The organism is Piscicoccus intestinalis NBRC 104926, from assembly GCF_001515525.1.
Taxonomy (GTDB): Bacteria; Actinomycetota; Actinomycetes; order Actinomycetales; family Dermatophilaceae; genus Kineosphaera; species Kineosphaera intestinalis.
In genome coordinates, this window is record NZ_BCNQ01000012.1 from 18,833 (window position 1) to 42,068 (window position 23,236).

A 23,236-nucleotide genomic window follows, 5' to 3' on the forward strand; every position below is an offset into this window, starting at 1 on the left:
CGACGTCGTTCGGGTCGGCGCTGCGGCGCGAACGGCCCGATCCGGATCGCGCCGCCGGGCGTTCACCTGCGACCGGCAGGATGGGCCCATGAGCGAGCATCCCCGCATGCAGCGGCGACTCGGCCGCAACGACGCCGTCGTCATCGGACTCGGCTCCATGATCGGAGCCGGGGTGTTCGCGGCGTTCGGCCCGGCGGCCGCGGCGGCGGGCTCGGGCGCCGGGCTGTTGGTGGCGCTGGCTCTCGCGGTGGGGGTCGCCTGGTGCAACGCGACGAGTTCGGCGCAGCTGGCCGCGCAGTACCCCGACTCCGGGGGCACATACGTGTACGGGCGCGAGCGCCTCGGGGCGAGTTGGGGATTCGCGGCCGGCTGGTGCTTCGTCGTCGGCAAGACGGCGTCCTGCGCGGCGATGGCGACGACCGCCGCGGTGTACGCCGTCGGTCAGCCCGGCCCGTTCGCGCGGCTCGCGGCCATCGGCGCTCTCGCGGCGCTCACCGGCGTGCTGCTGCGCGGGATCACGAAGACGGCCCGCACCGCGCGGGTGCTGCTCGCGGTGACGCTGGGGATCCTCGCGGTGACGCTGCTGGGGCTGTTGATCGCGCACTCCGGCCGACCCGACCCCCCGCCGGGGCCGCCGGCGGGCGCCTACGGCGTGCTGCAGGCCGCCGGGCTGCTGTTCTTCGCGTTCGCGGGGTACGCCCGGATCGCGACGCTCGGGGAGGAGGTCCGCGACCCGCAGGAGACGATTCCGGCGGCGATCACCCGGGCGTTGGCGCTGGTCGTCGTCGTGTACACGGCGGTGGCGGCGGTGCTGCTGGTCGTGCTCGGGCCGGTCGACCTCGCCGCCTCCGCGCTGCCGCTGGCCGACGCGGCCCGCGGCCTGGGGCTGGAGCCGGTGGCGGTGCTGGTGCGCGTCGGCGCGGTCGTCGCGTGTCTGGGTGCGCTGCTCGGACTGCTCGCGGGCGTCTCGCGCACCATGCTCGCGATGGCGCGCCGCCGCGACCTGCCGCCGGCGTTGTCGCGGCTCGACGCGCGCCACGACGTGCCGGCGCTCGCGCAGGTGTGCGTCGCGGTCGCGGCCGCTGCCCTGGTGCTCGTCGCGGACCTGCGGCACGCGATCGGCTTCTCCTCCACCGGGGTGCTGCTGTACTACGCGATCGCCAACGCCTCCGCGTGGACGCAGTCGGCGGAGCATCGCCGCTGGTCGCGGGCAGTGCAGGGCGCCGGACTCGTCGGCTGCCTCGCGCTCGTGGCCACCCTCCCGTGGGAGTCGGTGCTGCTGGGGCTGCTGGTCGTCGCTCTCGGCGTCGGCGGCCGCGCGTGGCTGCGGCGGGGCGCCAGCGCGTAGGGGAGGCGCCGGCGCGAGCCTCGCTTCTCGGTGGGCTGGACCGATGCAACGGGTCTCAGCCCGGCAGCTGTTCGTGTCTCAGCCCGACAGCGAGCTGCGCCGGGTCAGCCGGGGGCCTCGCGGGAGTCGGGGTCGTCGCCCGAGCAGCCCGCCGCTGGTGGCCCCCACCGGTTCCGGAGGCGCGTCATGGGCACCGGCATGCGCCGCGGCCTGGACCGACGCGGCAGGCACTGGTGCGGCAGGCACCGAGGCGGCATGCGCGGCGGGTTCGAGCGGCTCGGCAGGCGGCGAAGGCTCGACGTCCTCGACGCCCTCGGGAACCGCGGCAATCGGGTCGGACTCGGCCTCGGCCTCCTCGCGTTCGCGCGCGCCGGCGACCGTCTCCGCGGCGGACGAGTTCCACCACCGCACCACGTTGCCGGTGAGCAGGAAGGCGGCGAGGGTGCCGCTCAGCACGGCGGCACCGACGAGCACGGGGTAGTCGAAGGCGGTGCGCACGTCGGCGCGCGGTAGCACGGCAACGCGGGTGTGCGGCAGCACCGCCGCGAGACCCAGCCCCCACAGCACGAGCGCGGCCGGGCTCAGCCGCGCGGTGGCGCGCATCAGCAGCCCGCCGCCGACCAGACCGAGCGCGCCGAGAGCGAGCCCGACGAGGTCGAGCGGCTCGAGCCGCAGCGGCCCGCCGACGGGGACGGCGGTGGCGACGAGCAACAGCAGACTGAGTCCGGCGCACGCCAGCCCGATGCCGAGCAGGCCGTCGGCGAGCCGGTTCGGCCCGCCCTGGCCGCCGAGTCCGCCCAGCCCGCGCAGGAGGTCGACGAGCACCCCGGCGCACAGTGCCAGGCCGGTCAGCAGCACGATGAGCCCGAGCGCCGGCGGGGTGCGCACGCCGGTGAGCAGGTCGGGCACCGCGGTGAGCAGCGGACCGACTCCGCCCGGCAGCGTGAGGAGCGCGTAGAGGCACACGCACAGGAGCAGCCCGCCGATGAGCGCGACGCCGAGCCGGATGATGAACCGGCCGGCGAGGTCACGGCTCGCCATCGTCAGGCCGACGCACCACTGCGCCAGGATCGCCAGCGGCGCCGAGCCGCCCCAGCCGATGCTGCCGGCCGCCACCGCGCTGACCCAGTACGCCGCGATCGCCGCGACGGCGAGGAGGCGCACGAGCAGGGCGCCACGCCGCCCGGAGTCGGTCCAGGCACCCGACGGCACAAGGAACAGTTCGAGCAGCGCGAGCGCGGTCGGCGCCCACAACCACAACGGCGCGTCGGGGCCGCCCATGTGCGCGACCGCGTCGATGCCGATGCCCCCCAGCAGTGTGCCGACAAGCCACGCGAGTGGTGTCATCACGGCCGCCAGTCTGACGCGTCGACGTCGACCTTCCTGGCAGACACGACGACTGGCCCCCACAGCGGCTGCGTGGACGAGGGCGGGCCCACCCCTGGGCCACCGCCCGCCGAGGTGACACCCTGGGGATCGTGCCCTACCCCGACATCCGCTTCTGCCGCCTGTGCGGCACTCCCACGCAGCAGCGCATCCCCCCGATGGAGGACCGGCTGCGGGCCGTGTGCCCCGCGTGCGATTACGTCGACTACATCAACCCGGCGAACGTCGTCGGCACCGTGCCGATCTGGCACGGGGAGCCGGACGGCCCGCGAATCCTGTTGTGCCTGCGCAACATCGAGCCCCGTCGCGGGTACTGGACGCTGCCCGCCGGGTTCTTGGAGTACGGCGAGACGGCCGAAGCCGGCGCAGCCCGCGAGACGATGGAGGAGGCGGGCGCCCGCGTCGAGATCGAGGGTCTGCACGCGGTCTACGACGTGGTGCACGCGGGGCAGGTGCACCTGTTCTACCGGGCGCGGCTGCTCGACCTTGACCTGGCACCCGGGCCGGAGACCATCGAGAACCGGCTCGTGCGGATCGAGGAGATCCCCTGGGGCGAGCTGGCGTTCCGCACGGTGCGCGCCGCGACCCGCGCGTGGGTCGACGACTACACCGCCGGCGAGCAGGTCATGCACACCGCCTCGATCACCCCGACGGGGTGAGGGTCGTGCCGCACAGCGATCTCGGCCGTGTCGAGGCGCTGCTCGTCGACATGGACGGCACCCTCGTCAACTCCGACGCCGCGGTCGAACGCCGATGGACCGCCTGGGCGCTCGCACACGACGTCGACCCGTCCGCGGTGATCGCCACGTGTCACGGCGAGGCCACCGGGGCGACCATGCGCCGGTTCCGCCCCGACCTGCCGGAGGCGACGATCGAGGCCGACGTGCAGGCGCACATGCGCGCGGAGACGTCCGACGTCGAGGGCGTCGTGACGGCCGTCGGGGCGGACGAGTTCCTCGCCGCCGTGGGCCGGCTCGGCCTGCCGTGGGCGGTCGTCACCAACGCCGACCGGGCGCTGGCGCTGGCCCGGTTGGGCGCCGCGGGCGTCGAGCCGCCGTCGCTGACGACGGTCGAGGAGGTGCCGGCGGGCAAGCCCGACCCCGCCTCCTACCGGCTGGCCGCCGATCGTCTCGGCGTGCCGATCGAACGCTGCCTCGTCGTGGAGGACAGCGGCTCCGGAGTCGCGGCCGGGCTGGCCGCCGGCGCGGTCGTCGCGGCGCTGGGCCGCGACGACGGCCACCTGCGGATCACCGACCTGCGCGAACTCGCCGACCTGCTGCTCGCCGCCCGCGGCTGAGGGCGGGAACCGGCCCGGCTGGCGAAGCCGACCCGACCGACCGATCAAGCCATTCCGGCCGGCCAAGCCTCGGGTCGTGGTCAGCCGGCGAGCTTGGCGGCCATGCCCTCGAGCTGGCCGAAGAGGGTGTCGAGCTCGCCGTCCCGGCGATCGAGCAGCGCGAGGCCGTCGTCGCCGAACTCGGTGAAACGCGACAGGGCGACCTGCTGGCGCACCCCGAACATGTGGAAGTTGGCGACGATCTGGCGCCAGTGCTCGACCGCGCGCACGCCGTTGTCGGCTCCGTAGGAGACGAAGGCGACCGGCTTGTGGGCCCACTCGGAGCCCAGGCTGTCGAAGGCGTTCTTGAAGGCGCCCGGCACGCCGTGGTTGTACTCGGGGGTGACGAAGATGTAGCCGTCGAGGGCGTCGATGGCCTGGCTCCAGGCCGTGACCTGCGGCGAGTCGTACTGCTTGTTGGCCGCGCCGGGCACGGTCGCGCTGGTCAGCAGCGGAACGTCGAAGTCGGCGAGTTCGAGGACCTCGTACTCCGCCTCCCGGCCCTGCGCCCGCTCCAGCACCCACTGCGCGACGGCGGTACCGGCCCGGCCCTCGCGGATCGACCCGACGATGATCCCGATCTTCATGTGCTCCAAACCCCTACTGCGATAAAGGTGACGTGTCATTTGTCGATGTCAGACTATCGCAGCGGAGCCCGGTCCCGTGACACTCGAGCCGCCGTGACACTCGAGCCGCCCGTGACACTCGAGCCGCCCGGAACACCGGGACACCAGGGCCCCCCGGAACACCAGGGCCACCTACCAGCGCACGGCGTACGGATCGTCGACGAGCTCGGCGCTGGGGCGAACCCCGGCGCCGAGGCGGTCCGCGGCCAGCAGTTCCGGCCCGAAGAGCAGGTCGGTGCGCTCCTGCAGGTCACCCAGCGGCACGCCGTGGATGAGGTACTCCTCGTCGAACGTCACCGGCTCCAAGCCGTCGAGCGATTGCGTGAGGATAAAGGCGCGGCAGCGCAGCTCACCGTCGACCCGGTAGGCGAGCACCTTCCAGAACGACAGCGGCACGCGCACCCCGCGATACTCCGGGTCGTCGGCGGCGAGCACGGGGCCGCCGAACGCGCTGACGCGTGGGAGCGCCGTGGCGCGCACGTACTCGGCGAGCGAGTTCTCCAGCAGCCCCCACTGACCCTCGCGCCCGGACTGGTTGAAGGAGTCCATCTGCGGAGTGATGTTCGGAAAGTAGAACGACTCGCGGTTGGCCCGCTCGACCTCGACATCGTCGGCGCCCCACAGCAGGTCGGCGCGGCGGGCGATGTGCCCGCGATCGAGGCGGTTGCGCGCATAGACGTCGTCAAGGGTCTGCGCCTCGGCGGGAATGCGGGGATCGGCGCGAAACGGGATCCCGGACCGACTCACGTCGTCTCCCTCGCGCAGGGTCTGCACGTCGATGTTCCAGGCCACCTGGCGCGCGAGGCGGCGCGTGCGCGACAGCATGACGGCGAAGTGCTCGTACGGCAGCCACGGCTGTCCGTGCAGCAGCACGGCGTCGTCGGAGTCCGAGCCGGGGCGGGGCTCGGCCGGGGCGAGGCGCGGCCCGAGGAAGCCGGGGTCGTAACCGCGCCCCAGCGGAGCGGCCCCCTCGTTCAGCTCCGAGGTGTTGGGCAGATCGATTGTGGCAGTAGCGCGCTCGTGCGTGACAGACTCATCGGAGGAGGCGTTCACGGCGAGCAGGTTAGCGGGACACGGCTCACTGGGGCAGCTGTCGGCGTTGGCGACTTGCGCGCTTCGGGACCCGGGGGCGTTTCCGGGATCGGACAGATCGGGATGAGCGGCGCACCAGTCCCCCCGAGTGGCGCCGATCACAACGCCCGTTCATGTCCGTTTGCGCGGAATCAGCTCAGAACCCAATCACTTATGCCATGCCCTGGACGCTTAGAGTTACTGAAAAGTAACCGATCGGGGAGATTTCTCCATCGAAAGGCTGAGCGAACTACGCCTCACACGCGCTCCGCGGGCGTTGCCACGCAGGCGCCGTCGAGCCCTCCCCGCGACGCAGGGACCAGTGGACGCAGCCCCTCGACGCACCGCACGTCCGGCCCACCCCTGTGCACCCGGCGTGGAACCCCATGCGCCAGGCCACGTCCCGGCTCCCGGAATCGGCATGCTGACTTCCCTGCGCGGCGCGACAGGCGTCGAGCGGCGCCCCGCGAGAGGACGGGAACGGCCGCCCGCCGGCGCCGCCCAGGCTCGCCCACAGGCCCTCGGCGGGCAGCTGCGCGAGACCGCCTCGAGCGCCCGGCCGCGGCCGCGAACCGCCTGTGGGGCGCGCCGGGAGGCCCCCACGCGAAGCCGGATAACCGCGTGCGCGTTAACCGCGTAGATGCCCGATCGGACAAGGCCGCGTGGCGTCGACCATCCCGGAATATTCCGGGGATGGTCGACGGGCTCGATTGAAAGACACCGTAATTCGGAGCATTCTGAGCTCCCTGTGGCGATGGTCAGGAGGCCTGATCCGTCGCTCGCGGACGCCGGCGCGCGGCGGGACGTCCGCGCGGAAGCGTCTCCGGCTCCGCCACGTACTGGCGGAAGGTGTCACTGGGGCGGAACCGCGGCACCGCCACGGGAGGAATCGGCACGTCGGCATTGGTGCGCGGGTTGCGACCCCGGCGGGCCGAGCGGTTCGCGCGCTCGAACACCCCGAAGCCGTGGACGCGCACATCCTTTCCGTCAGCGACCCACCGGATGATCAAATCCGTCAGGGTCTCGACCGCCAATTCGGCCTGTCGCTTGCTCCCCAGTCGCAATGCCAGTTCGTCAACAAGATCCGTCTTGTTCACCGGCCCACCTCCGATCGCGTTGCGCCACAACGTAGGTCAAATGTTGGTAAAGCGCTCGCGTGTGGGTCGGGCACAGCCGGGCATTTACGGATGTCCGGTTTCAGTGTCCGGAGACGAGTCGGACGTGACCCCACGCCCGACCATGTCACCCGGCGCATCGCGCGCCCAGGCATCTTCAGCGTAGCCAGTCGCCCCGCCTCAGGCTCCTTCTCACAGCGAGGCGCACTGGCCTTCCTTGTTGCCGTTGACGCGGTTGCCCGAGCCGCTCGGAGCCGGTGTGTTGCCCTCGCACTGCAGGTTGCCGTCGATGGTGTTGCCGGTGAAACGCTGAGCGCCGGTGTTGCGCTCGGCCTGGAGATCGCCGTCGATGCGCACGCGCTCGACGGTCGCGGCGTCGCCGGCCTCGAGTTGGATGTTGCCGTCGACCTGCCCGCCGGAGACGGTGACGGCGGCGTGCCCCTGCCCCTGCACGTCGCCGTCGATGCGGGCGTCGACGAGGCGCACGGTGCCACCGGAGGCCACCTTGACGTCGCCGTCGACGCGGGTGCCCTCGAGCACGCACGTGGCGCCGGACGCGACCGTGATGTCGCGGGTGATGGTCAGCGCGCCGACGGTGCTCGCGCAGGCTCCCCCGGCGAACTCGGTGTCGGTCGGCTGGTCGGTCGGCTGGGCGGTCGGGTCGGTGGCGGTGCCCGGTTGCTGGGTGGCGTCTCCCGGCGGCGGAGCCTGGTCGGTCGCGCCGGTGGCTTCCGGCGTCGGCGTCGGGGAGGCGGGGTTCGGCGGGGCGGGCGCTTCAGGCGCGGCGGGCTGCTCCGCCCCGTTGCCGCAGCCGGCGATCGCGAGCCCGATCGCGAGGGTGGCGGTCAGCGGGAGGGACCTGGCGAAACGGACAGATCGTGTCATCATGTCTCGACGGTAGGGCGCCGCGGGAGGGTCTGCGAGCCGCACATGTCGTCGTGCAATCTCGGGCGGCTTCGGCCCGATTCGCTGGTCGGGATGTCATGCTCGGCCGATAGGTGCGCATCACAGATCGGTCACCCGCTATTGCCGGGGCGGTCGGCCTGGGGGCAAGCTTGCGATTCACCTCTGGTGCACGGCGAAGGAGGCGGTCATGAGTGAAGATGCACGTCACAGCGAGGAATCCGCGGGGCAGGACGTCGAGATCGCGCCGCTGGAATCGCGCGGAACGCTGTGTGGCTTTCTGCTGCTGGGCCGGTGGCCGGAGAACACCGTCGAGTGGGCGAAGTTCCTCGTGCTCGCCGTGCGGATGGCGGCCGTGCCCGGGTTGCTGCCGACGAGCACGGTGTACGCGGTGCACGACGAGCTGACCGACCGGCCGCATCCCAAGGCGGTCGGCATCATCACCGCCGCCGGCCAGGTCGTCGGCAAAGACGCGCTGAAGCCGGGCGCGCTCGCGGCGCCGCGGCCGCACGGTCTCGTCGTGCTGCACCCGCCGTCGCACACGATCCCGTCGGACCCGGGGTTCGACACCGCCTCCGGGTGCGTGTTCCTGCCGGGCCTGCCGCACCTGGGCCTGGACCACCGGGCGGCGTGGGCGCAGGCCGCCGTCGACGGCACCGTCACCCAGCTCGTCAGCCGCGGCCGCATCGACCCCCTCACCGACGCCGACACCGCCGCCCTCTCCGCCTTCATCGCCGCCTGACAACCTCCCGAACGACCCGCGAACGACCCCGCCAACGTCCCCGAACACACCCGCCAACGTCCCTGAAAACTGCGTGTCGTGGTGAGAACTGCTGTTCGTGTCGCAGTCCTGACCGCGACACGCAGTTTCGAGCGAGGGGTCGAGGGCCCCGCCTACGGTGGGGGCATGAGCGACACAACGACCCTTTTCGCCGAGGGCCTCGACCTGGTGAGCGAGCAGGTGGAGGCGACCACCGACTGGCGGGCCGCCTCTCCGTGTGAGCTGTGGACCGCCCTCGACGTGCTGGCCCACGTGACCGGCACCGTGCAGAAGGCGCTGACGGCCATGGGAGGCGGTGACTACGCCGGCACGCCCGCCGACGCCGCGGGCGACGGCGGCGAGGCCGAGACCGTGGCCCGCTGGCACGACACCGCCGCCCGCGCCGCGGACGCGATCATCAGCGCCGACCCCAGCCAGGTGGTGTCCTCGCCGCGCGGCGAGCTGCCGTTGCCGCAGGCCCTCGCGCTGCCCATCGCCGACCTCGCCGTGCACGCCTGGGATCTGGCCGCCTCCAGCGGACGCGCCCTCGATCTGCCCGACGAGCTGCTCGCCCACGTCGAGAACCTCGTGCGCAGCATCCCCGAGGAGCAGCTGCGGTCAGGGCCGTTCGGGCCCGCCGTCGAGCCGCCGCCCGGCGCGAGCGAGACCGACCGGCTCATGGCCTACCTCGGGCGCACCCGGGCCTGAGCGCCGAGCACGTCGAGTGCCGGGCCGGCGCCCGGCCGCCCTGAAGAAGGCCGCTAGCGAGCGGCCCGCAGCCCCGCCCGGGCGGCGCGGTGCACGGCCTCCCCGAGCCGGGTGGTGCGGGCCGAGCCGAGGCGCCAGCTCTGCCAGGCCAGGTGCACGTCGAGGTGCTCGCGCGCGCCGCCGAGGCGGGTGAGGGCGCCCGTGGCCAGGGCGTCGCCGAGCTGCGCCTCCGGCAGCAGCGCCCAGCCCAGCCCGCGGCGCACCGCGAACGCGAACGCCTGCGACGACGGGATGCGGTGCTCCGTGTGCGCCGCGGCCACGCCGTGCCGGGCGAGCAGCCGGTGCTGCAGGTCGTCGCGGTCGCTGAAGCGCACCATCGGTAGCGCAGCCCAGTCGGGGTCGCCCGCCCGCTGCCCGTGCCGGTCGAGCAGTTCCGGTGTGCACACCGGCAGGTAGCGCATGACCCCGAGCGGCTCGACCGTGCAGCCGGGCACCGGCGCGGGATCGGAGGTCACCGCGCCCACCGTCTCCCCGGTGCGCAGGTGCGCGGTGCCGTGGTCCTCGACCTCGATGAGCAGCTCGAGCATGCAGTCGTCCCACGTCGCCGCCTCCGCGAGCACGGCGGCGAACCACGTGGCGAGCGAGTCGGCGTTGACGACCACCGGCAGCCGGCGCCGGCCCGCGCCGTCGGGGTCGAGCTGGGCCGACGCGTCGGCCGCCAGCTCGGCGACCTGCCGCGCCAGCCGCAGCAACACCTCCCCGTCGGGCGTCGCCACGCACGGGCTGGTGCGCACGACGAGCACCCGCGACCACGCCCGCTCGAGGGCCTTGACCCGCTGGCTCACCGCCGACGGCGTGATGCGCAGCTCCCGCGCCGCCGCCTCGAAGGAGCCGGTGTCGACGACCGCCACGAGCGCCGCCAGCTGATCCGGATGCATGAAGAGATTCTAACGAATCCCAAGAATCATTCGCTGGCCTTCACAGCATGGCGGGCCTAGCGTCGAAGCCGTGCTCACCTCGGTCCTGCCTACGGCCGCCGCCGGATTCGCCACCGGCGGCTCGCTGATCCTCGCCATCGGCGCCCAGAACGCCTACGTGCTGCGGCAGGGGCTGCGCCGGGAGTTCATCGGCCTCGTCATCGCGATCTGCGCGATCAGCGACGCGATCCTCGTCAGCGTCGGGGTCGCCGGCATCGGCGCCATCAGCACCCTGCACCCGGCCGCGCTGACCGGCCTGCGCTACGCCGGCGCGCTCTACCTCGCCTGGTTCGGGGTGCGCAGCCTGCTCTCGGCGCGCCGCTCCAGCGGCCTGCACGCCGGGGAGACGGTGGCCGCCGGCTCCGTCGTCGCGACGACGCTCGCGCTGACCTGGTTCAACCCGCACGTCTACCTCGACACCGTGCTGATGCTCGGCAGCATCGCAAATCAGCACGGCCCGCAGGAGCGCTGGTGGTTCGGCGGCGGCGCGATGGTCGCGAGCCTCGTGTGGTTCACCGCCCTCGGTCTCGGCGCCCGGGCCCTCGCGCCGCGCCTGGCGCACCCGCGCACCTGGCAGATCATCGACGTCGTCGTCGGCGTGACGATGCTGACGATCGCCGCGCTGCTGGCGCTCGGCGGCTGAGCGCCGGGGGCCGCTGAGCCTTGATGCCCCGAGATCCGGGAGCGCGGGAGCCCCGAGAGCCCCGGCGCCGACCGCCTAGGGTGGGCCCATGGCGACGATGCCCGACCTCATCCGGCTCTGGGACGACACGGCCACCGCGACGCTGGCGGTCGCCCGCGGCCTGGGCGACGACGACTGGAGCCGCCCGACCGCCCTGCCCGGCTGGACCGTGCGCGACCTCGTGGCCCACCTCGCCCACCTGGAGAGCGAGGCCGCCGTCCTCCCCCAGCCCGCGGGCGGCACCGTCGAGGTCAGCCCTTCGCGGCGCAACGGGCCGATGCCCACCGAGGTCACGCACGCCGGGGTCACCGCCCGCCGTGACGCCAGCCCGGCCGCCCTGCTCGAGGAGTTCGCGGCCGCCTGCGCCGCCCGCCCCGACGCGCTCGCCGACCTCGACCTTTCCGACCCGAAGGCCACCGCCCCCGGCCTGGCCGGCGCCCTCGACTGGGACCTGCGCACCTGGCTGACGAACCGGCCCATCGACCTGTGGATGCACGCGCAAGACCTGCGCCGGGCCGTCGGAGCCGGTGTCGAGACCGAGTCGGCCGGCGCCGCGCACGTCGCCGGCGTGTTCGCCCGGGCGTTCCCGATCGCGTTGCGGCGGCTGCCGCCGGGCACCACCGTCGTCCTACGCGTCGACGGACCGCAGGGCCGCGTGCTCGCCGCGCGCGTCGGCGACGACGGCCGGGCCGCCCCCGTCGAGCCGCCCGAGCCCGGCTCCCGCCAGGCGTCCGACGGCGCCACCGAGCCCGACACCGAGCAATCCGAAGCCCACTCCCCCGTGGTCACGCTCGCGACCGACGACGTGACCTGGCTGCTGCTCGCCTCCGGACGGCTCGCCCCGCAGCACGCGGACGTGCGCGTCGAGCCCGACTCCGGGCCGGCCCGGGAGACAGCCGATCGGGTGCTGCGGCAGCTCAACGTCGTGCCGTAACCCGCGCCGAGACCGCCGCCGAGCCAGCGAACCCGGCCAACCGCGGCCGACCCCAGCGAGCCGCTACCGCGCGACGCCGCGCAGGAACCGCTCGAGCAGCGGTCCGGCGGTGCCGGAACCGCTCTTCCCGTCCTCGACGAAGACGGAGACGGCGAGGTCGCCCTGCACGCCGATCATCCACGCGCGGGTGCGCGGCGGGTCCTCGGTGCCGTACTCGGCGGTGCCGGTCTTGGCGAGCACCGGCTCCCCGGGCACGTCGCGCAGGAACGACGCGGTGCCGCCCGCGACGACGCCGCGCATGATCGAGGCCAGTTCCGGCCCGCTCGGCACCGGCGGTCCCGACGGGGTCGGTGACGGAGACGGCGAGGGCGACCCGGTCGCGGTCGCTCCGGGGCTGACCGTCGGCGCCGGCCCCTCGGCCTCCTCCGCCTCCTCGGCAGGCAGCATGAGCACCGGCGTCACCGTGTGCATCGCGCCGACCGAGGCTGCGACGGTGGCCATGCCCAGCGGGGAGGCGAGCACGTGGCCCTGGCCGATGAGACCGGCTCCGTGCTGGGTGGAGTTGACGTCGGTCGGGAACTGACCGAGGTAGGCGAGCGTCCCCAGCGACGGCTCGGCGAGCAGGCCGAGCGCGGTGGCGGCGGCGGTCATCGCCTGCGGGGTCGCGACGTCGGCGGCGTTGATGAGCGCGGTGTTGCACGACTCGGCGATGGCGGTGCGCAGCGGGATCGTGCCGAGCCGGTACGGCGGGTAGTCGCTGTAGTTGCGAAACGGCCACCCGCCGGCGGTCGCCGTCGGGGTGCAGTGCACCGGGGAGTCGGGCGTCATGCCGCTGGCGAGCAGCGCCTCGGCGGTGACCATCTTGAACGTCGAGCCGGGCGAGTACTGCCCCAGCGTCGCCGTCGAATAGCCCTGGCTGCCGGGGCCGCTCGCCGCCGCGAGCACGTGCCCGTCGCTGGGGCGGATCGCGACGATCGCCGACGCCGGCCCCACCGCGGCGAGCACCCGCTCGGCAACCTCCTGCACGCGCCGGTCGAGACTGACCCGCACATCGGTGCCGTCGACGGGGTCGACGCGGTGCAACTCGCGCGCCGAGGTGTGGCTGCCGGCGCCGCCGTCACCGGCCCCGCCGGTGGCTCCGTCGCCGTCGTCGACGGCACGCACGGCGTAGCCGACCGCGCCCGACAGCGTCGCGTCCTGCGCGGCCTGCAACCCGGACAGGCCGGTCGTGTCGCCCTCGTGCACCCGGCCGCCGGAGGCGTCGGCCACCTTCTTGGTCGCGGGGCCGACCCTGCCGAGCAGCGGCCGGGCCAGCGGCTCCTGCGGGTCGAAGACCTCGTCCCCGACGCCGAGCACGCGACCGCGCTGGCCCTGCAGGCGCTCGGCGCTCAACCGCTCGGTCGCGCCCAATCCCGGAGCCAGCACGGCCGGGTCCCACGCGAGCCGCCAGCCGTCGTCGGTCCAGTCGAGGTGGGCGGTGGTGCGGTAGGTCCACGGCGGCTTGTCGGCCTGCACCCGCCACGTGTGCCGCAGCCCGATCTGGGCGACGTCGCCGCCGTTCGTGAGGTCGACGCCGTCGGCGGCCACCTCGTGCGGGATCGACCCCATGCCCGCCAGCACGCGCGACAGGTCGTCGGGCGGCTCGACGACACCGGCTCCGGCACCGTCGGGGACCCGTCCCGCGGTCAGCGCCGCGGCCACCGCCTGCGCGTCGGCCCGGGCCTGGGACACCCGCTCGGCGAACCGGCCCGACACCCACCAGCCGCCCGCGGCGATGGCCACCGCCAGCGCGATGCCGAGGATGCCCGCCCAGACCTTGTTCACGGGGTCAATCTTGACGGATGGCCGCCGCCCACTCGTCGGCACGCCGACTCCGGCGGCCCTGACCAGCGGGCCGGCGGCGCATTCGGCGCCGTGGCCGGGGCGGGGAGCCGACCCCGCCGCGAGCGACCCGCTACGCGACGAGCGCGACGGCGAGCACCATCGGCAGCGACACCATGGAGGCGATGATCGTCACCATCGTCAGGGTCTTCAGCGCCCCCTGGGTCGACAGGCCGAGCAGCGCCTTGAACATCCAGAAGAAGTTGCTGTTGACCTGCAGCGCGAACAGCGAACCCGAGGCGATCGCCAGGCCGATCGCGACCGGCGCGACGTCGATCGAGTGCAGCACGGGCGCGATGATGCCGCCCGCGGTGATCGCCGCCACCGACACCGACCCGATGGCCAGGTGCAGCACGGCGGCGATGAACCACGCGAGCAGGATGCTGATGATCAGCGGCGCGCCGGCGTCGGCGGAGAACAGGTCGGCGAGGGTCTTGTCGAGGCCGGTGGCCTCGATGACCGCGCCCAGCGAGCCACCGACTCCGGTGATGAGGAGGATCTCACCGGTCGTGTGGAAGCCCTCGGACATCGCCTCGCCGGTGCCCTCGGCTCCGATCGCGCGGCGCGCCATGACGTAGGCGCCGAGCAGACCGACGAACAGCGCGACGTTGGCGTTGCCGAGGAAGTCGATGAACGGGTTGGTGAACTCGAACAGTTCGGCGAAGGCGCCGAACCCGATCATGAGCAGCGGCACGACGATCGGCAGCATCGAGATCAGCAGCGACGGAGTGTGCCCCTCGTCGCCCGCCGCCGCGGCCTCGGCGGCCTTGGCCTCCTGCTCGAGCATCGCCTCGTCGGGCTCCTCGTCGACCTCGGGCTTCCAGTACCGCGTGCGCAGCATCATCCGGAAGATGAACACCGTGAGCAGGGCCGCCACCGGGCCGATGACGATGCCGAACAGCAGCCACGTGCCGAGCGGGATGCCGAGCAGTCCGGCGATCGAGATCGCGGCCAGGCCGGGGATGACGAACACGTAGCCGCAGAAGATGCCGGTGCCCAGCGCGCCCGCCATGAGCGGCAGCCCGCGGTCGCCGATGTGCGGGGCGGTCGAGCGGGCCACCGGGGAGGCGAGCACCACCTGCACGTCGACGTAGATCGAGGGGAAGATCGTCGACATCGCCACGGCCATCGCGTACGGCAGCTTGCCCGCGGCCACCGCTTTCAGCAGCGCCCGCACCATCGCGCGGAACGCGCCGGTGGCGTAGAGGAGTGAGCCGATGAGCACTCCGAACCCGATGAGAAGACCGACTTTCGCCATGATCTCCCCGAAGCCCGCGGTGATCGCTTCGACCGTCTCCACGAAACCCACCCCGGAGGCGAGCCCCAGGTACAAACAGGCCGTGACCAGCGAGATCACGGGATCGACCTTGAAGCGGATGATGAGCAGAACAACCAGGACGATGGCGATAGCGGTGTGTAGTGCGACCACGAGCAGACTCCCCTCACACGCGTGAGCGGGCCACCCGCTCCATCGAGGCATGTCTGCGAAATGTAGCGCTCCTGAGCACTCATTCAGTGGGGTAATAGCCCAAGATGTATCTTCCTCATCCCTCGCGCCGGCCCGGCATCTGCCCGGGCAGAGTCGCCGCGCTTCTACCTACGCTGAGGCGAAGACCGCTCGCCTGCTCATCGTCCATCACTCCCCGTCGGCGTCGATGCGCGAGCTCACGGAGGCGGTGACCACCGGAGCCGGTGACGACCTCATCGAGGGCGTCGAGGTCGTCGTGCGGCCGGCGCTGGAGGCCGACGCCGACGACGTGCTCGCCGCCGACGCCGTGCTGCTGGGCACCCCCGCGAACTTCGGGTACATGTCCGGGGCGCTCAAGCACTTCTTCGACTCCACGTTCCTGCGCATCGGCGGCGCTCTCGGCGACGACGGCGGCGCCGCCGATTCCGGCTCGGGCGGCTCTGCCAGGGCGACCCCGTACGGCCTGTACGTGCACGGCCGGTACGACACGACGGGCGCGGTCCGCTCGGTGCAGACGATCGCGGGGGCGTTGCCGTGGCGGCAGGGGTTCGACGTGCTCGAGGTGCTCGGCGACGTCACCGACTCCCACCGGGAGGCCGCCTATGAACTCGGCGGCACGCTCGCCGCGCTCGCGCTCGAGTAGCCGGAGCAGCGGCCGGCCCGGCCGTCGGAGCCCTTAGTAGCGCGCAACGCGCCACCCGGGCTCGGCGCGCAGTTGCGCCTCCAGCGACAGGGGTCCGACGAACAGGGCGGCGGCCCACACGTCGGACCACAACACCGACGGGCCCCACACGCTGACGCTGCCCGTCCACGGCACGGGCTCACCGGTGGCTGGGTCGAGCAGGTGCGCCCCGCGGGCGGCGGTGCCGGAATGGCCAACCCGCCGTAAGTCAGCTCGACGACTCGGGCGACGCGCCCGGGCACGTGCGGGTCCTCGACGGCCAGCCGCCACGGCCGGTCGGCCGCGCCGCCCTCGCGGCCGCCGACCGCGATGTCGCCGCCGGCGTTGAGGCAGAACGTGAGTCCCTCGCCGACGCCGGCGAGTTCGGCGAGCACGGTGGCGGCCCGCTCGATGGCCCAGCCCTTGACGAGCCCGGTCGGCTCGATGAGCAGCTGCCCGGCTGACTCCGGGTCGGAGCCGGGCGCCGGCCACAGCCAGCGGAACGCGCCCTCGGTGCACCGGGACGCCTCCTCGCACAGCGCGAAGACCTCCTCCATCGCGTCGGCCGCCGCCGGGTCGTCGATGCGCAGGTCGGTGACGGTCAGCTCGCCGCGGCGAATCCGCGACAGCGGGCTGTCGGGCTCCCACAGGCTGAACGTCTCGTCGACCCAGACCAACTCGGCGAACGCGGTCTCGACGATCGCCTCGACGCGATGCTGCCAGCGGGGGTCGCGGGCCTGCGGGCCGCGCACGTGGATGCTGATCGGCATGCCCATGATCTGGCGCACGAACGCGCGCTTGTCGGGGGCTCCGGCCGGGACGGGAGCCGGTGTCGAGACCGGGGCCGACCAGGCCGCGGCGGGCACCGTCGTCGGGTCGGTCGGGCCGGCAGCAGCCACCGGGCGCACGGGGATCTCCATCGTCGCGCTCATCACAGGTTCGCCTGGTCGAGCGCGGACTGCAGCGAGGTGATGTAGCCCTGGCTGGTGAAGGTGGCGCCGGAGACGCTGTCGATGGTCGCGCCCTGAGCCTGCACGGTCTCGTCCTCCAGCACCGGCACCGCGCGGCTGTTGATCATCGCGTCGTGCCCGTCGGTGTTCGGGTACTCGACCGCGGTGGCCGCCGTGATCTTGCCCCCGGAGACGGTGATCTGCACCTGCACCGGCCCGTACCGCGTGTCGACGGCCTCGCCGGTGTAGGTCTGCTCCGAGCTGCTCGACGAACTCGAGCCCGTCGAGCCCGTCGAGCCGGTCGACCCCGTCGAGCCGCTCGAACCGGTGCCGCCGGCCGCGGAGGCCGAGCCCGACCCGGAGGCGGCGCTCGGGGAGCTCGCGGAGGCGGTGCCGGTGGCGGCGGTGCCGGCGGCGGCGTTGTTGCCGGCGTCGAAGCCGAAGGCGAGCATCGCGATCGACGGCGTGCTCATTCCCACGAACACGTTGCGCTTGAGGCGTTTGTCGGACATTGCTGTTCTCCTGAAGAGTCGGTCGAAAGGTCGGGTCGCCGTCAGTAGGCGAAGCGTTCGAGGTGCACGTGGTCGGCGTCGACGCCGAGGTCGGCGAGGGCTGCGGTGACGCGGTCCATCCACTCGGGGGCGCCGCACACGTAGACGTCGGCGTCGCGGATGTCGGGCGCGAGGGTGAGGATCGCCTCGGCGTCGCCGAGCTGCGCGGCCCACTCCTGCGGGAGCCAGGAGTCCCGCCCGGTGGCGCGGTGGCCGGCGACCAGCCGCAGCTGCGCGCCGCGGTCGGCGGCGGCCCGGCTCACCTCGGGCAGCAGCGGCACGTCGTCGCCGGCGCCGGCGCGGTAGACGAGGGTCACGTCACCCGGAGCCTGTTCCAGGCCCTCGAGCAGCGACTTCATCGGCGCGACCCCGATGCCTCCGGCGAAGAGCACGACGCGGCGGCGGGTGCGCACGCCGGGGTGCATGCGGCCGTAGGGGCCCTCGATGGCGACCCGGGTGCCCGGCTCCAGGTCGGCCAGTTCGCGGCTGCCGTCGCCGACGGCGGCGACGCTGATCTGCAGCGTGCGGCCGTCGGGCGCGGCCGACAGCGAGTAGGGGTGGGCGCGAGTCCACCCCGGCCGACCGAGGAAGCGCCACTGGAAGAACTGCCCGGCCTGCGCGTGCAGCCGGTCGAGGCGGCGGCCGGTCATCGTCACGGTCGTGACGGCGCCTCGGGTGCGCACGCCGGTCACGACGAGGCGGTGGCGGCGGGTGCGGTACAGCGGCACGAGCACCCGGAAGAGCAGCATCGAGCCGGCCGCGGCGATCCACAGCGCCCACCAGTAGGCGGAGGCGACCGGCGAGTTCTCGAAGTCGGTGCCGCTCCACAGCTGGTGCGGCACGGCGAAGAACACGCCGAGGTAGGCGTACAGGTGCAGCAGGTGCCACGTCTCGTAGCGCAGCCGCGAGCGCACGGCGCGCACCGAGGTGACCAGCACGAGCAGCAGGCAGGCGGTGCCGAGCGCGGCCATGAGCATGCCGGGCCAGGTCCAGATCATCGTCCACAGCGTGGAGAGGACGGTGCTCGTCGAGCCGGCCTCGCCGGCGACGGAGAGCGCGATGTGGGCGCCCATGAGCGTGACCGAGCTGATGCCGAGTTCGGCGTGCGCTCGGGCCAGGTCGTCCTGGCCGAAGACGCGCTCCACGAACGGGATCCGCGCCATGAGCAGCGTCTGGATGAGCAGCAGGTCGGAGGCCAACAGGGCGGTGAGCCGGCCGGAGGTGCTCAGCACGTCCCACACGGTTGTCAGCCCGACCAGGCCGCCACCGGCCAGCCACAGGGTGACGACGACGAGCAGGCTGGCCCACACCAGGGCCTGACAGGCCACCGGCCACCAGGCCGGCACGTCGTGCGAGCGCGGGCCGTCGAGGTGAGACGGCGGGGCCGGGGTGAGGACCGGGCGGTCGGTCGGCCGCGTCCGGGTCTGCGTATCTGACATGCCTACAGGCTCCGACCGGCCGCTATGCCGGCCCTACCGCGAAGCTATGCGGTTCCTGTGTACCCGTCGCCGCCCGGCACGTCACGTCCGTCAGTGACCGACCCCGCGCCCGAGCCTCGTCCGCGCTGGAGCGCCGCCCCAGCGGCGGCTGAAGACGAAGTCGGCTGACACACTCCTCACCTGGGCCGCGGAACGGCGGCATCACCGCAGGTCACGCGCAGGCTCCGGGCGCCGCGATCGGAGTATGTCAGCGATTCTCGTCTCCAGGCCTCGGGTGACACCCGGAAGCTCGGGCGAGGGGCCGGGCGACGTGCCCTAATTGACCGGGCTCGCGCCCAGGGTGACGGTCGTGGTGTGCGACCGGCCCGCTGCGTCGGTCCACGCGACCGTCACCTGCTCGCCGGGCTCGTGGGCGGACACGGCCTCCTTGAGGGCGGAGGCGTCGGCCACCTCGGTGTCGCCGATGGCGGTGATGCGGGCGCCCGCGGTGATGCCCGCGGCGCGCGCCGGGCTGTCGTCGGCGAAGTCGGCGACGACCACTCCGCCGCTGCCGCGCTGTGAGGAGACGGTGACGCCGAGCGCCCCAGTGGGCCCGACCCGCACGGTGCCGCTGTCGTGCCCGCCGCGGATCACGCCGACGATCGACTCGGCACGCTCGATGGGGATCGCGTATCCGTCGGGGTTGCTGCCCGTCGACGCGGCGGTCGTCATGCCGACCATCTCGCCGGCGTCGTCCAGCAGCGGCCCGCCGGAGTAGCCGCGGATCACGTCGGCGTCGGTGCGAATGAGGTTGCTCAGCTTGGAGGAGGTCATCGACATGAGGCTGTCGCCGACCTCGATCGAGTCGTCGGTGGCGGTGACGGTGCCGGAGACCTGGTAGAGCCGGTCGGAGCCGGAGGGGTTGCCGTAGGCGGTGACGGCTTCGCCCACCGAGACGCCGTCGGTGTCCATTCGCATCGTCGTCAGCCCGGAGGCGCCCTGCAGCTGCAGCAGCGCGACGTCGTGGGTCTTGTCGGCGCCGAGCACCGTGGCCTCGTAACTGTCTCCGGTGTCGGCGACGGTGACCTGCACGTTCGTCGACTCCTCGACCACGTGGTAGTTGGTCAACACCTGGCCGTCGGCGGTGAGGATCGTGCCGGTGCCGGCCGACTCCCCCTGCGCGAGCGTGGAGGTGATGAGCACGACGCCGGGCGCCGAGTCGACCCGCGCGCCGAGCCGCGCGTTGGCCTGCTCGGCGGGCCCGCCGGAACCCGGGTCACCCCAGGCGGGAGGCGACGCAGGGTCGGAGCCGCCCGATCCACCGGAGATGTCGGGGTGCCCCGGGGGCAGACCGGGCACGCGACCACTGGAGCCGTTGGAACCCTCGGAACCCGAGCCGCCCTCGTCGGAACGGTCGAGGAACGGCAGCCAGCGCCCGAGGTCGAAGGGAGAATCCTGCGAGTCGGCCTGCTGACCGATGGTGGCGCCCTCGCCCGGGGCGGCGAGGGAGGAGGGGGCGAGGGCTGCGGCGGGGGCCGCGAGCGCGACGACCACGGCGACGGCACCCCAATACCGCGCCCGCGGGCGCCTGTGCTGGATGCGACGCGACACTTCTCCTCCTGAGGCTGCTGCACGACGGGCACGGTCGGCCTGTGAACCGCAGTTCACCGGAGGCGGGTGTGTCGGAAATCTGTCTAACCTGTGCTGAGCCTGTGCCCTGCACGGTTGACTCGTCCTTGACTGGCCCTTGACTCGCCCCCCGGAATGTTCCATCGTCCTCCGAAATCGTCGATAACGCGAGACAGTGAGTGATACGGCTTACACACGAGGGCGTGCCGGCACGGCGATGTCAGCCTCGTCCGCGAGCGGTATTCGAAGGACGCCACCATGGCCGAGCTGCTGCTTTTCCATCACGGACACGGATTGACCGAGGGTGTGCGGCAATTCGCGCACACCGCGCGGGAGGCGGGGCACACCGTGCACACCCCCGACCTGTTCGAGGGTCGGGTGTTCGACGACCTGTCCGAGGGCATGGCCTATGTCGACAACATCGGGCTGCGGGCGGTGCTGCAGCGCGGCGCGGTCGCCGCGCGCGAGGTGTCGCCGGCCGTCGTCTACGCGGGTTTCTCCCTCGGGGTGTTGCCGGCGCAGCAGCTGGCGCAGACCCGTCCCGGCGCCCGCGGCGCTCTGCTGTTCCACTCGTGCGTGCCGGCGGCGACGTTCGGAGCCTGGCCGGCCGGGGTGCCGACGCAGGTGCACGCGATGGAGGACGACCCGTGGTTCGTCGGCGACGGCGACATCGACGCCGCCCGCAACCTGCTGGCCGTCAGCCCCCGCGCCGCGCTCTTCCTCTACCCCGGCGCCGGTCACCTGTTCGCCGACCCCGGGCTGCCCGACTACGACGAGGCCGCCGCCGAGCAGCTGACCCGCCGCGCCCTCGGTCTCCTCGCCGCCGTCGACCTGTGCGACCGCAGCGGGTGAGTCGCGCACACGGCGGGTGCGGCGGCGCTGCGGGCGCGCGGTCGGCGGACTAGCATTACGGCCCGTGACCGACTCCCCCACGAGCGACTCGCGGCGCTCGTCCACCTCCGATGCCTCGGCCGACACGTCGCTGCCGACTCCGCCGGACACCGGCTCCGCGGGGCTGCTGACGGTGCTCATCGCCCTGGCCGCCAACGCGCTCATCGCGGTGGCCAAGACGGTGGCCGCGGCGATCACCGGGTCGGCGTCGATGGTCGCGGAGGCGGCGCACTCCTGGGCGGACACCGGCAACGAGGTCTTCTTGCTCGTCGCCGAACGCCGCAGCGAGATGCCCGCCGACGACGCGCACCCGTTCGGCTACGGCCGGGCCGCCTACGTCTGGGCGATGGTCGCCGCGTTCGGGCTGTTCACGGCGGGGTCGGTGCTGTCGATCAGCCACGGCATCGGCCAGTTGAACGCCCCGGAGGCGGAGACCAACTACCTCGTCGCCTACCTCGTGCTCGCCATCGCGTTCGTGTTGGAGGGCACCTCGTTTCTGCAGGCCGTGCGGCAGACCCGCCACCAGGCCCGGCACTACGGAATGCGTCCGCTGCGGTTCGTCATGAACACCTCCGAGACCACGCTGCGAGCCGTGTTCTTCGAGGACTTCTCCGCGCTCATCGGCATCCTGCTCGCCGGCGGCGGCATCCTCGCGCACGAGCTCACCGGCAACGCGATGTACGACGCGATCGGCTCGATCCTCGTCGGCGTGCTGCTCGGGGTCGTCGCCCTCATCCTCATCATGCGCAACGCGCAGTTCCTCGTCGGCCAGGCCGCCCGGCCCGCGCTGCGCCGGCAGGTGCTGCAGTCGCTGCGCTCGCACCCCGACGTCGACCGCGTGACGTTCCTGCACCTGGAGTGGGTGGGGCCCTCGAAGCTGTTCATGGTCGCGGCCGTCGACCTCTCCTCCGACGACCGGGAGTCGGTGCTGGCCGTGCGCCTGGAGGAGCTCGAGGATCAGCTCAACGGGCACGATCTCATCGAGCGCTGCATCCTCACCCTCACCGGCCCCGGCGAGAAGGACGTCACGGCCTGAGCGGGTGCGCCCGCCGCGGCCCCCCACCGGTCTCGTCGGCGCGGCCCGCCTCGAGCGCCGCGATCACCTCGTCGAGCCGCTCCTTCGTCTCGCGCCAGCGGGCGGCGTCCCAGACGACGTCGGGGTCGAGCTCGAGGTGCGCGAGCAGCACCCCGACCAGGTGCAGGGCGGGCAGCGTCCAGTCGGCCGGCCGCGACGACCCGAACGGCGCGAGCCGGATCGGGGCGGGATCGGGGCCGGCCGCGGCGGTGACGAGCAGCCCGGTCATCATCGCCCCGGAGGCCGAGGCCATGATCGTGAACCCCTCCGGCGCGGTCAGCGGCGCGACGAGCCGGTAACCGAGCAGCCCGGGCAGGCGCGCGTAGACCTGCGCGCGGTGCTCGACGAAGCCCGCCTCGGCCTGGGCGAGGGCCGCCCGAACGTCGTCGCGCAGCGGCCCGGGCGGCAGGCCCCGGCACGTGGCGGTGATGGCCAGGTACGTCTGCCACTGCGGCGAGGCCCGCATCCGGTCGACGTCGGCCTGGGCGGTGCGCCGCAGCGCCTCGACGACGAGGTCGCGGCGGCCCTGCGCCGTGCGCAGCCCGTCTCCCGCCTCCTGCAGCAGCCGGGTGAGGTCGGCCAGGTCGGTGGGGGTCTCGCCGACGAGACGGGTCGCGCGGACCGTCTCCACGAGCACCTCGCGCAGGAAGTCGGCCTTGTTCGGCCAATGCCGGTAGGCCGTCGCGCGGCTGACCCCGGAGTCGGCGATGACGCCCTCCAGGCTCAGGTGATCGAGGCCGACCGTCATGCCGTCGCGGCGGATGCGCTCCACGGCCACCGCGATGAGCCGGTCCCGCGCGGACGGGCGTTGACGAGACGGCGACATGAGACGTAGTGTCTCATGTGAGACATGATGTCTCAATCCC

The 23,236-nt window shown here is 73.2% G+C and carries 23 protein-coding genes; 10 read left to right on the forward strand and 13 right to left on the reverse strand.

The window, feature by feature from the left end; translation table 11 throughout:
• Positions 1-88 precede the first annotated feature (88 nt).
• The gene (locus tag PINTE_RS03600) at positions 89-1,348 is read left to right on the forward strand and encodes an APC family permease (RefSeq protein WP_068426370.1); all 1,260 of its coding nucleotides are present in this window, start codon (positions 89-91) and stop codon (positions 1,346-1,348) included.
• A 78-nt stretch (positions 1,349-1,426) separates the two neighbouring features.
• On the opposite strand, the gene PINTE_RS03605 is transcribed toward PINTE_RS03600, so the two are convergent.
• Positions 1,427-2,698 carry a hypothetical protein gene (locus PINTE_RS03605; RefSeq protein WP_157087059.1) on the reverse strand — a complete coding sequence of 424 codons (1,272 nt, stop codon included), beginning with the start codon at positions 2,696-2,698 and terminating at the stop codon, positions 1,427-1,429.
• A gap of 128 nt (positions 2,699-2,826) precedes the next feature.
• Between PINTE_RS03605 and PINTE_RS03610 the strand changes: the two genes are divergently transcribed.
• Both PINTE_RS03610 and PINTE_RS03615 read left to right on the forward strand, forming a co-directional pair.
• Positions 2,827-3,393 (forward strand): NUDIX hydrolase, encoded by a 567-nt coding sequence (locus tag PINTE_RS03610; RefSeq protein ID WP_068426376.1) that lies wholly within the window; start codon positions 2,827-2,829, stop codon positions 3,391-3,393.
• A gap of 5 nt (positions 3,394-3,398) precedes the next feature.
• The gene (locus PINTE_RS03615) at positions 3,399-4,031 is read left to right on the forward strand and encodes an HAD-IA family hydrolase (protein ID WP_245642778.1); all 633 of its coding nucleotides are present in this window, start codon (positions 3,399-3,401) and stop codon (positions 4,029-4,031) included.
• 80 nt (positions 4,032-4,111) lie between these two features.
• Here PINTE_RS03615 and PINTE_RS03620 read toward each other — a convergent pair whose 3' ends face one another.
• From PINTE_RS03620 to PINTE_RS03635, 4 genes are all read right to left on the reverse strand, one after another.
• Positions 4,112-4,657: an NADPH-dependent FMN reductase gene (locus PINTE_RS03620; protein ID WP_068426382.1), complete on the reverse strand. Its 546-nt coding sequence runs from the start codon at positions 4,655-4,657 to the stop codon at positions 4,112-4,114.
• Between the two features lie 171 nt (positions 4,658-4,828).
• Positions 4,829-5,749: a DNA/RNA non-specific endonuclease gene (locus PINTE_RS03625; RefSeq protein WP_068426385.1), complete on the reverse strand. Its 921-nt coding sequence runs from the start codon at positions 5,747-5,749 to the stop codon at positions 4,829-4,831.
• 776 nt (positions 5,750-6,525) lie between these two features.
• Positions 6,526-6,864 carry an HU family DNA-binding protein gene (locus tag PINTE_RS03630; protein ID WP_068426386.1) on the reverse strand — a complete coding sequence of 113 codons (339 nt, stop codon included), beginning with the start codon at positions 6,862-6,864 and terminating at the stop codon, positions 6,526-6,528.
• A gap of 210 nt (positions 6,865-7,074) precedes the next feature.
• Entirely contained in the window at positions 7,075-7,770 is a 696-nt protein-coding gene (locus PINTE_RS03635; protein ID WP_157087060.1) for a hypothetical protein, read from the reverse strand.
• Between the two features lie 205 nt (positions 7,771-7,975).
• On the opposite strand from PINTE_RS03635, the gene PINTE_RS03640 reads away from it, so the two are divergent.
• Both PINTE_RS03640 and PINTE_RS03645 read left to right on the forward strand, forming a co-directional pair.
• Positions 7,976-8,527 carry a peptidase gene (locus tag PINTE_RS03640; RefSeq protein ID WP_068426393.1) on the forward strand — a complete coding sequence of 184 codons (552 nt, stop codon included), beginning with the start codon at positions 7,976-7,978 and terminating at the stop codon, positions 8,525-8,527.
• 165 nt (positions 8,528-8,692) lie between these two features.
• On the forward strand, positions 8,693-9,253 hold the full coding sequence (locus tag PINTE_RS03645) for a TIGR03086 family metal-binding protein (protein ID WP_068426395.1): 561 nt from the start codon (positions 8,693-8,695) through the stop codon (positions 9,251-9,253).
• Between the two features lie 53 nt (positions 9,254-9,306).
• Here PINTE_RS03645 and PINTE_RS03650 read toward each other — a convergent pair whose 3' ends face one another.
• Complete coding sequence (locus PINTE_RS03650; protein ID WP_068426398.1) at positions 9,307-10,191, reverse strand: ArgP/LysG family DNA-binding transcriptional regulator; 885 nt, start codon at positions 10,189-10,191, stop codon at positions 9,307-9,309.
• Between the two features lie 70 nt (positions 10,192-10,261).
• Here PINTE_RS03650 and PINTE_RS03655 point away from each other — a divergent pair, with 70 nt between their 5' ends.
• Both PINTE_RS03655 and PINTE_RS03660 read left to right on the forward strand, forming a co-directional pair.
• Complete coding sequence (locus PINTE_RS03655; RefSeq protein WP_245642779.1) at positions 10,262-10,873, forward strand: LysE/ArgO family amino acid transporter; 612 nt, start codon at positions 10,262-10,264, stop codon at positions 10,871-10,873.
• A gap of 88 nt (positions 10,874-10,961) precedes the next feature.
• Complete coding sequence (locus PINTE_RS03660) at positions 10,962-11,846, forward strand: maleylpyruvate isomerase family mycothiol-dependent enzyme (RefSeq protein WP_068426400.1); 885 nt, start codon at positions 10,962-10,964, stop codon at positions 11,844-11,846.
• 63 nt (positions 11,847-11,909) lie between these two features.
• Here the strand turns inward: PINTE_RS03660 and PINTE_RS03665 are convergent, their stop codons facing one another.
• Both PINTE_RS03665 and PINTE_RS03670 read right to left on the reverse strand, forming a co-directional pair.
• Complete coding sequence (locus tag PINTE_RS03665) at positions 11,910-13,670, reverse strand: penicillin-binding transpeptidase domain-containing protein (RefSeq protein WP_068426402.1); 1,761 nt, start codon at positions 13,668-13,670, stop codon at positions 11,910-11,912.
• 130 nt (positions 13,671-13,800) lie between these two features.
• The gene (locus tag PINTE_RS03670; RefSeq protein ID WP_068426404.1) at positions 13,801-15,156 is read right to left on the reverse strand and encodes a GntP family permease; all 1,356 of its coding nucleotides are present in this window, start codon (positions 15,154-15,156) and stop codon (positions 13,801-13,803) included.
• 226 nt (positions 15,157-15,382) lie between these two features.
• Here PINTE_RS03670 and PINTE_RS03675 point away from each other — a divergent pair, with 226 nt between their 5' ends.
• A complete protein-coding gene (locus PINTE_RS03675; protein ID WP_068426410.1) occupies positions 15,383-15,838 on the forward strand; it encodes an NAD(P)H-dependent oxidoreductase in 456 nt (151 codons plus the stop codon).
• Here the strand turns inward: PINTE_RS03675 and PINTE_RS23805 are convergent.
• From PINTE_RS23805 to PINTE_RS03695, 4 genes are all read right to left on the reverse strand, one after another.
• Positions 15,796-16,788 (reverse strand): FAD:protein FMN transferase, encoded by a 993-nt coding sequence (locus PINTE_RS23805; RefSeq protein ID WP_068426413.1) that lies wholly within the window; start codon positions 16,786-16,788, stop codon positions 15,796-15,798. The two genes, PINTE_RS03675 and PINTE_RS23805, sit on opposite strands and share 43 nt — an antisense overlap.
• Entirely contained in the window at positions 16,788-17,318 is a 531-nt protein-coding gene (locus PINTE_RS03685; protein ID WP_068426416.1) for an FMN-binding protein, read from the reverse strand. The genes PINTE_RS23805 and PINTE_RS03685 overlap by 1 nt, the downstream gene beginning before the upstream one ends.
• Before the next feature lie 41 nt (positions 17,319-17,359).
• Positions 17,360-18,796 carry a ferredoxin reductase family protein gene (locus PINTE_RS03690; protein WP_084343186.1) on the reverse strand — a complete coding sequence of 479 codons (1,437 nt, stop codon included), beginning with the start codon at positions 18,794-18,796 and terminating at the stop codon, positions 17,360-17,362.
• Positions 18,797-19,111: 315 nt separating this feature from the next.
• Positions 19,112-20,386, reverse strand: a complete 1,275-nt coding sequence (locus tag PINTE_RS03695; protein ID WP_068426419.1) for a S1C family serine protease — start codon at positions 20,384-20,386, stop codon at positions 19,112-19,114.
• 276 nt (positions 20,387-20,662) lie between these two features.
• Between PINTE_RS03695 and PINTE_RS03700 the strand changes: the two genes are divergently transcribed.
• Positions 20,663-21,256 (forward strand): dienelactone hydrolase family protein, encoded by a 594-nt coding sequence (locus tag PINTE_RS03700; RefSeq protein ID WP_068426429.1) that lies wholly within the window; start codon positions 20,663-20,665, stop codon positions 21,254-21,256.
• A gap of 130 nt (positions 21,257-21,386) precedes the next feature.
• Positions 21,387-22,331 (forward strand): cation diffusion facilitator family transporter, encoded by a 945-nt coding sequence (locus PINTE_RS03705; RefSeq protein ID WP_068426523.1) that lies wholly within the window; start codon positions 21,387-21,389, stop codon positions 22,329-22,331.
• Here PINTE_RS03705 and PINTE_RS03710 read toward each other — a convergent pair.
• Entirely contained in the window at positions 22,321-23,196 is an 876-nt protein-coding gene (locus PINTE_RS03710; protein ID WP_068426432.1) for a TetR/AcrR family transcriptional regulator, read from the reverse strand. The two genes, PINTE_RS03705 and PINTE_RS03710, sit on opposite strands and share 11 nt — an antisense overlap.
• Between the last annotated feature and the right edge of the window lie 40 nt (positions 23,197-23,236).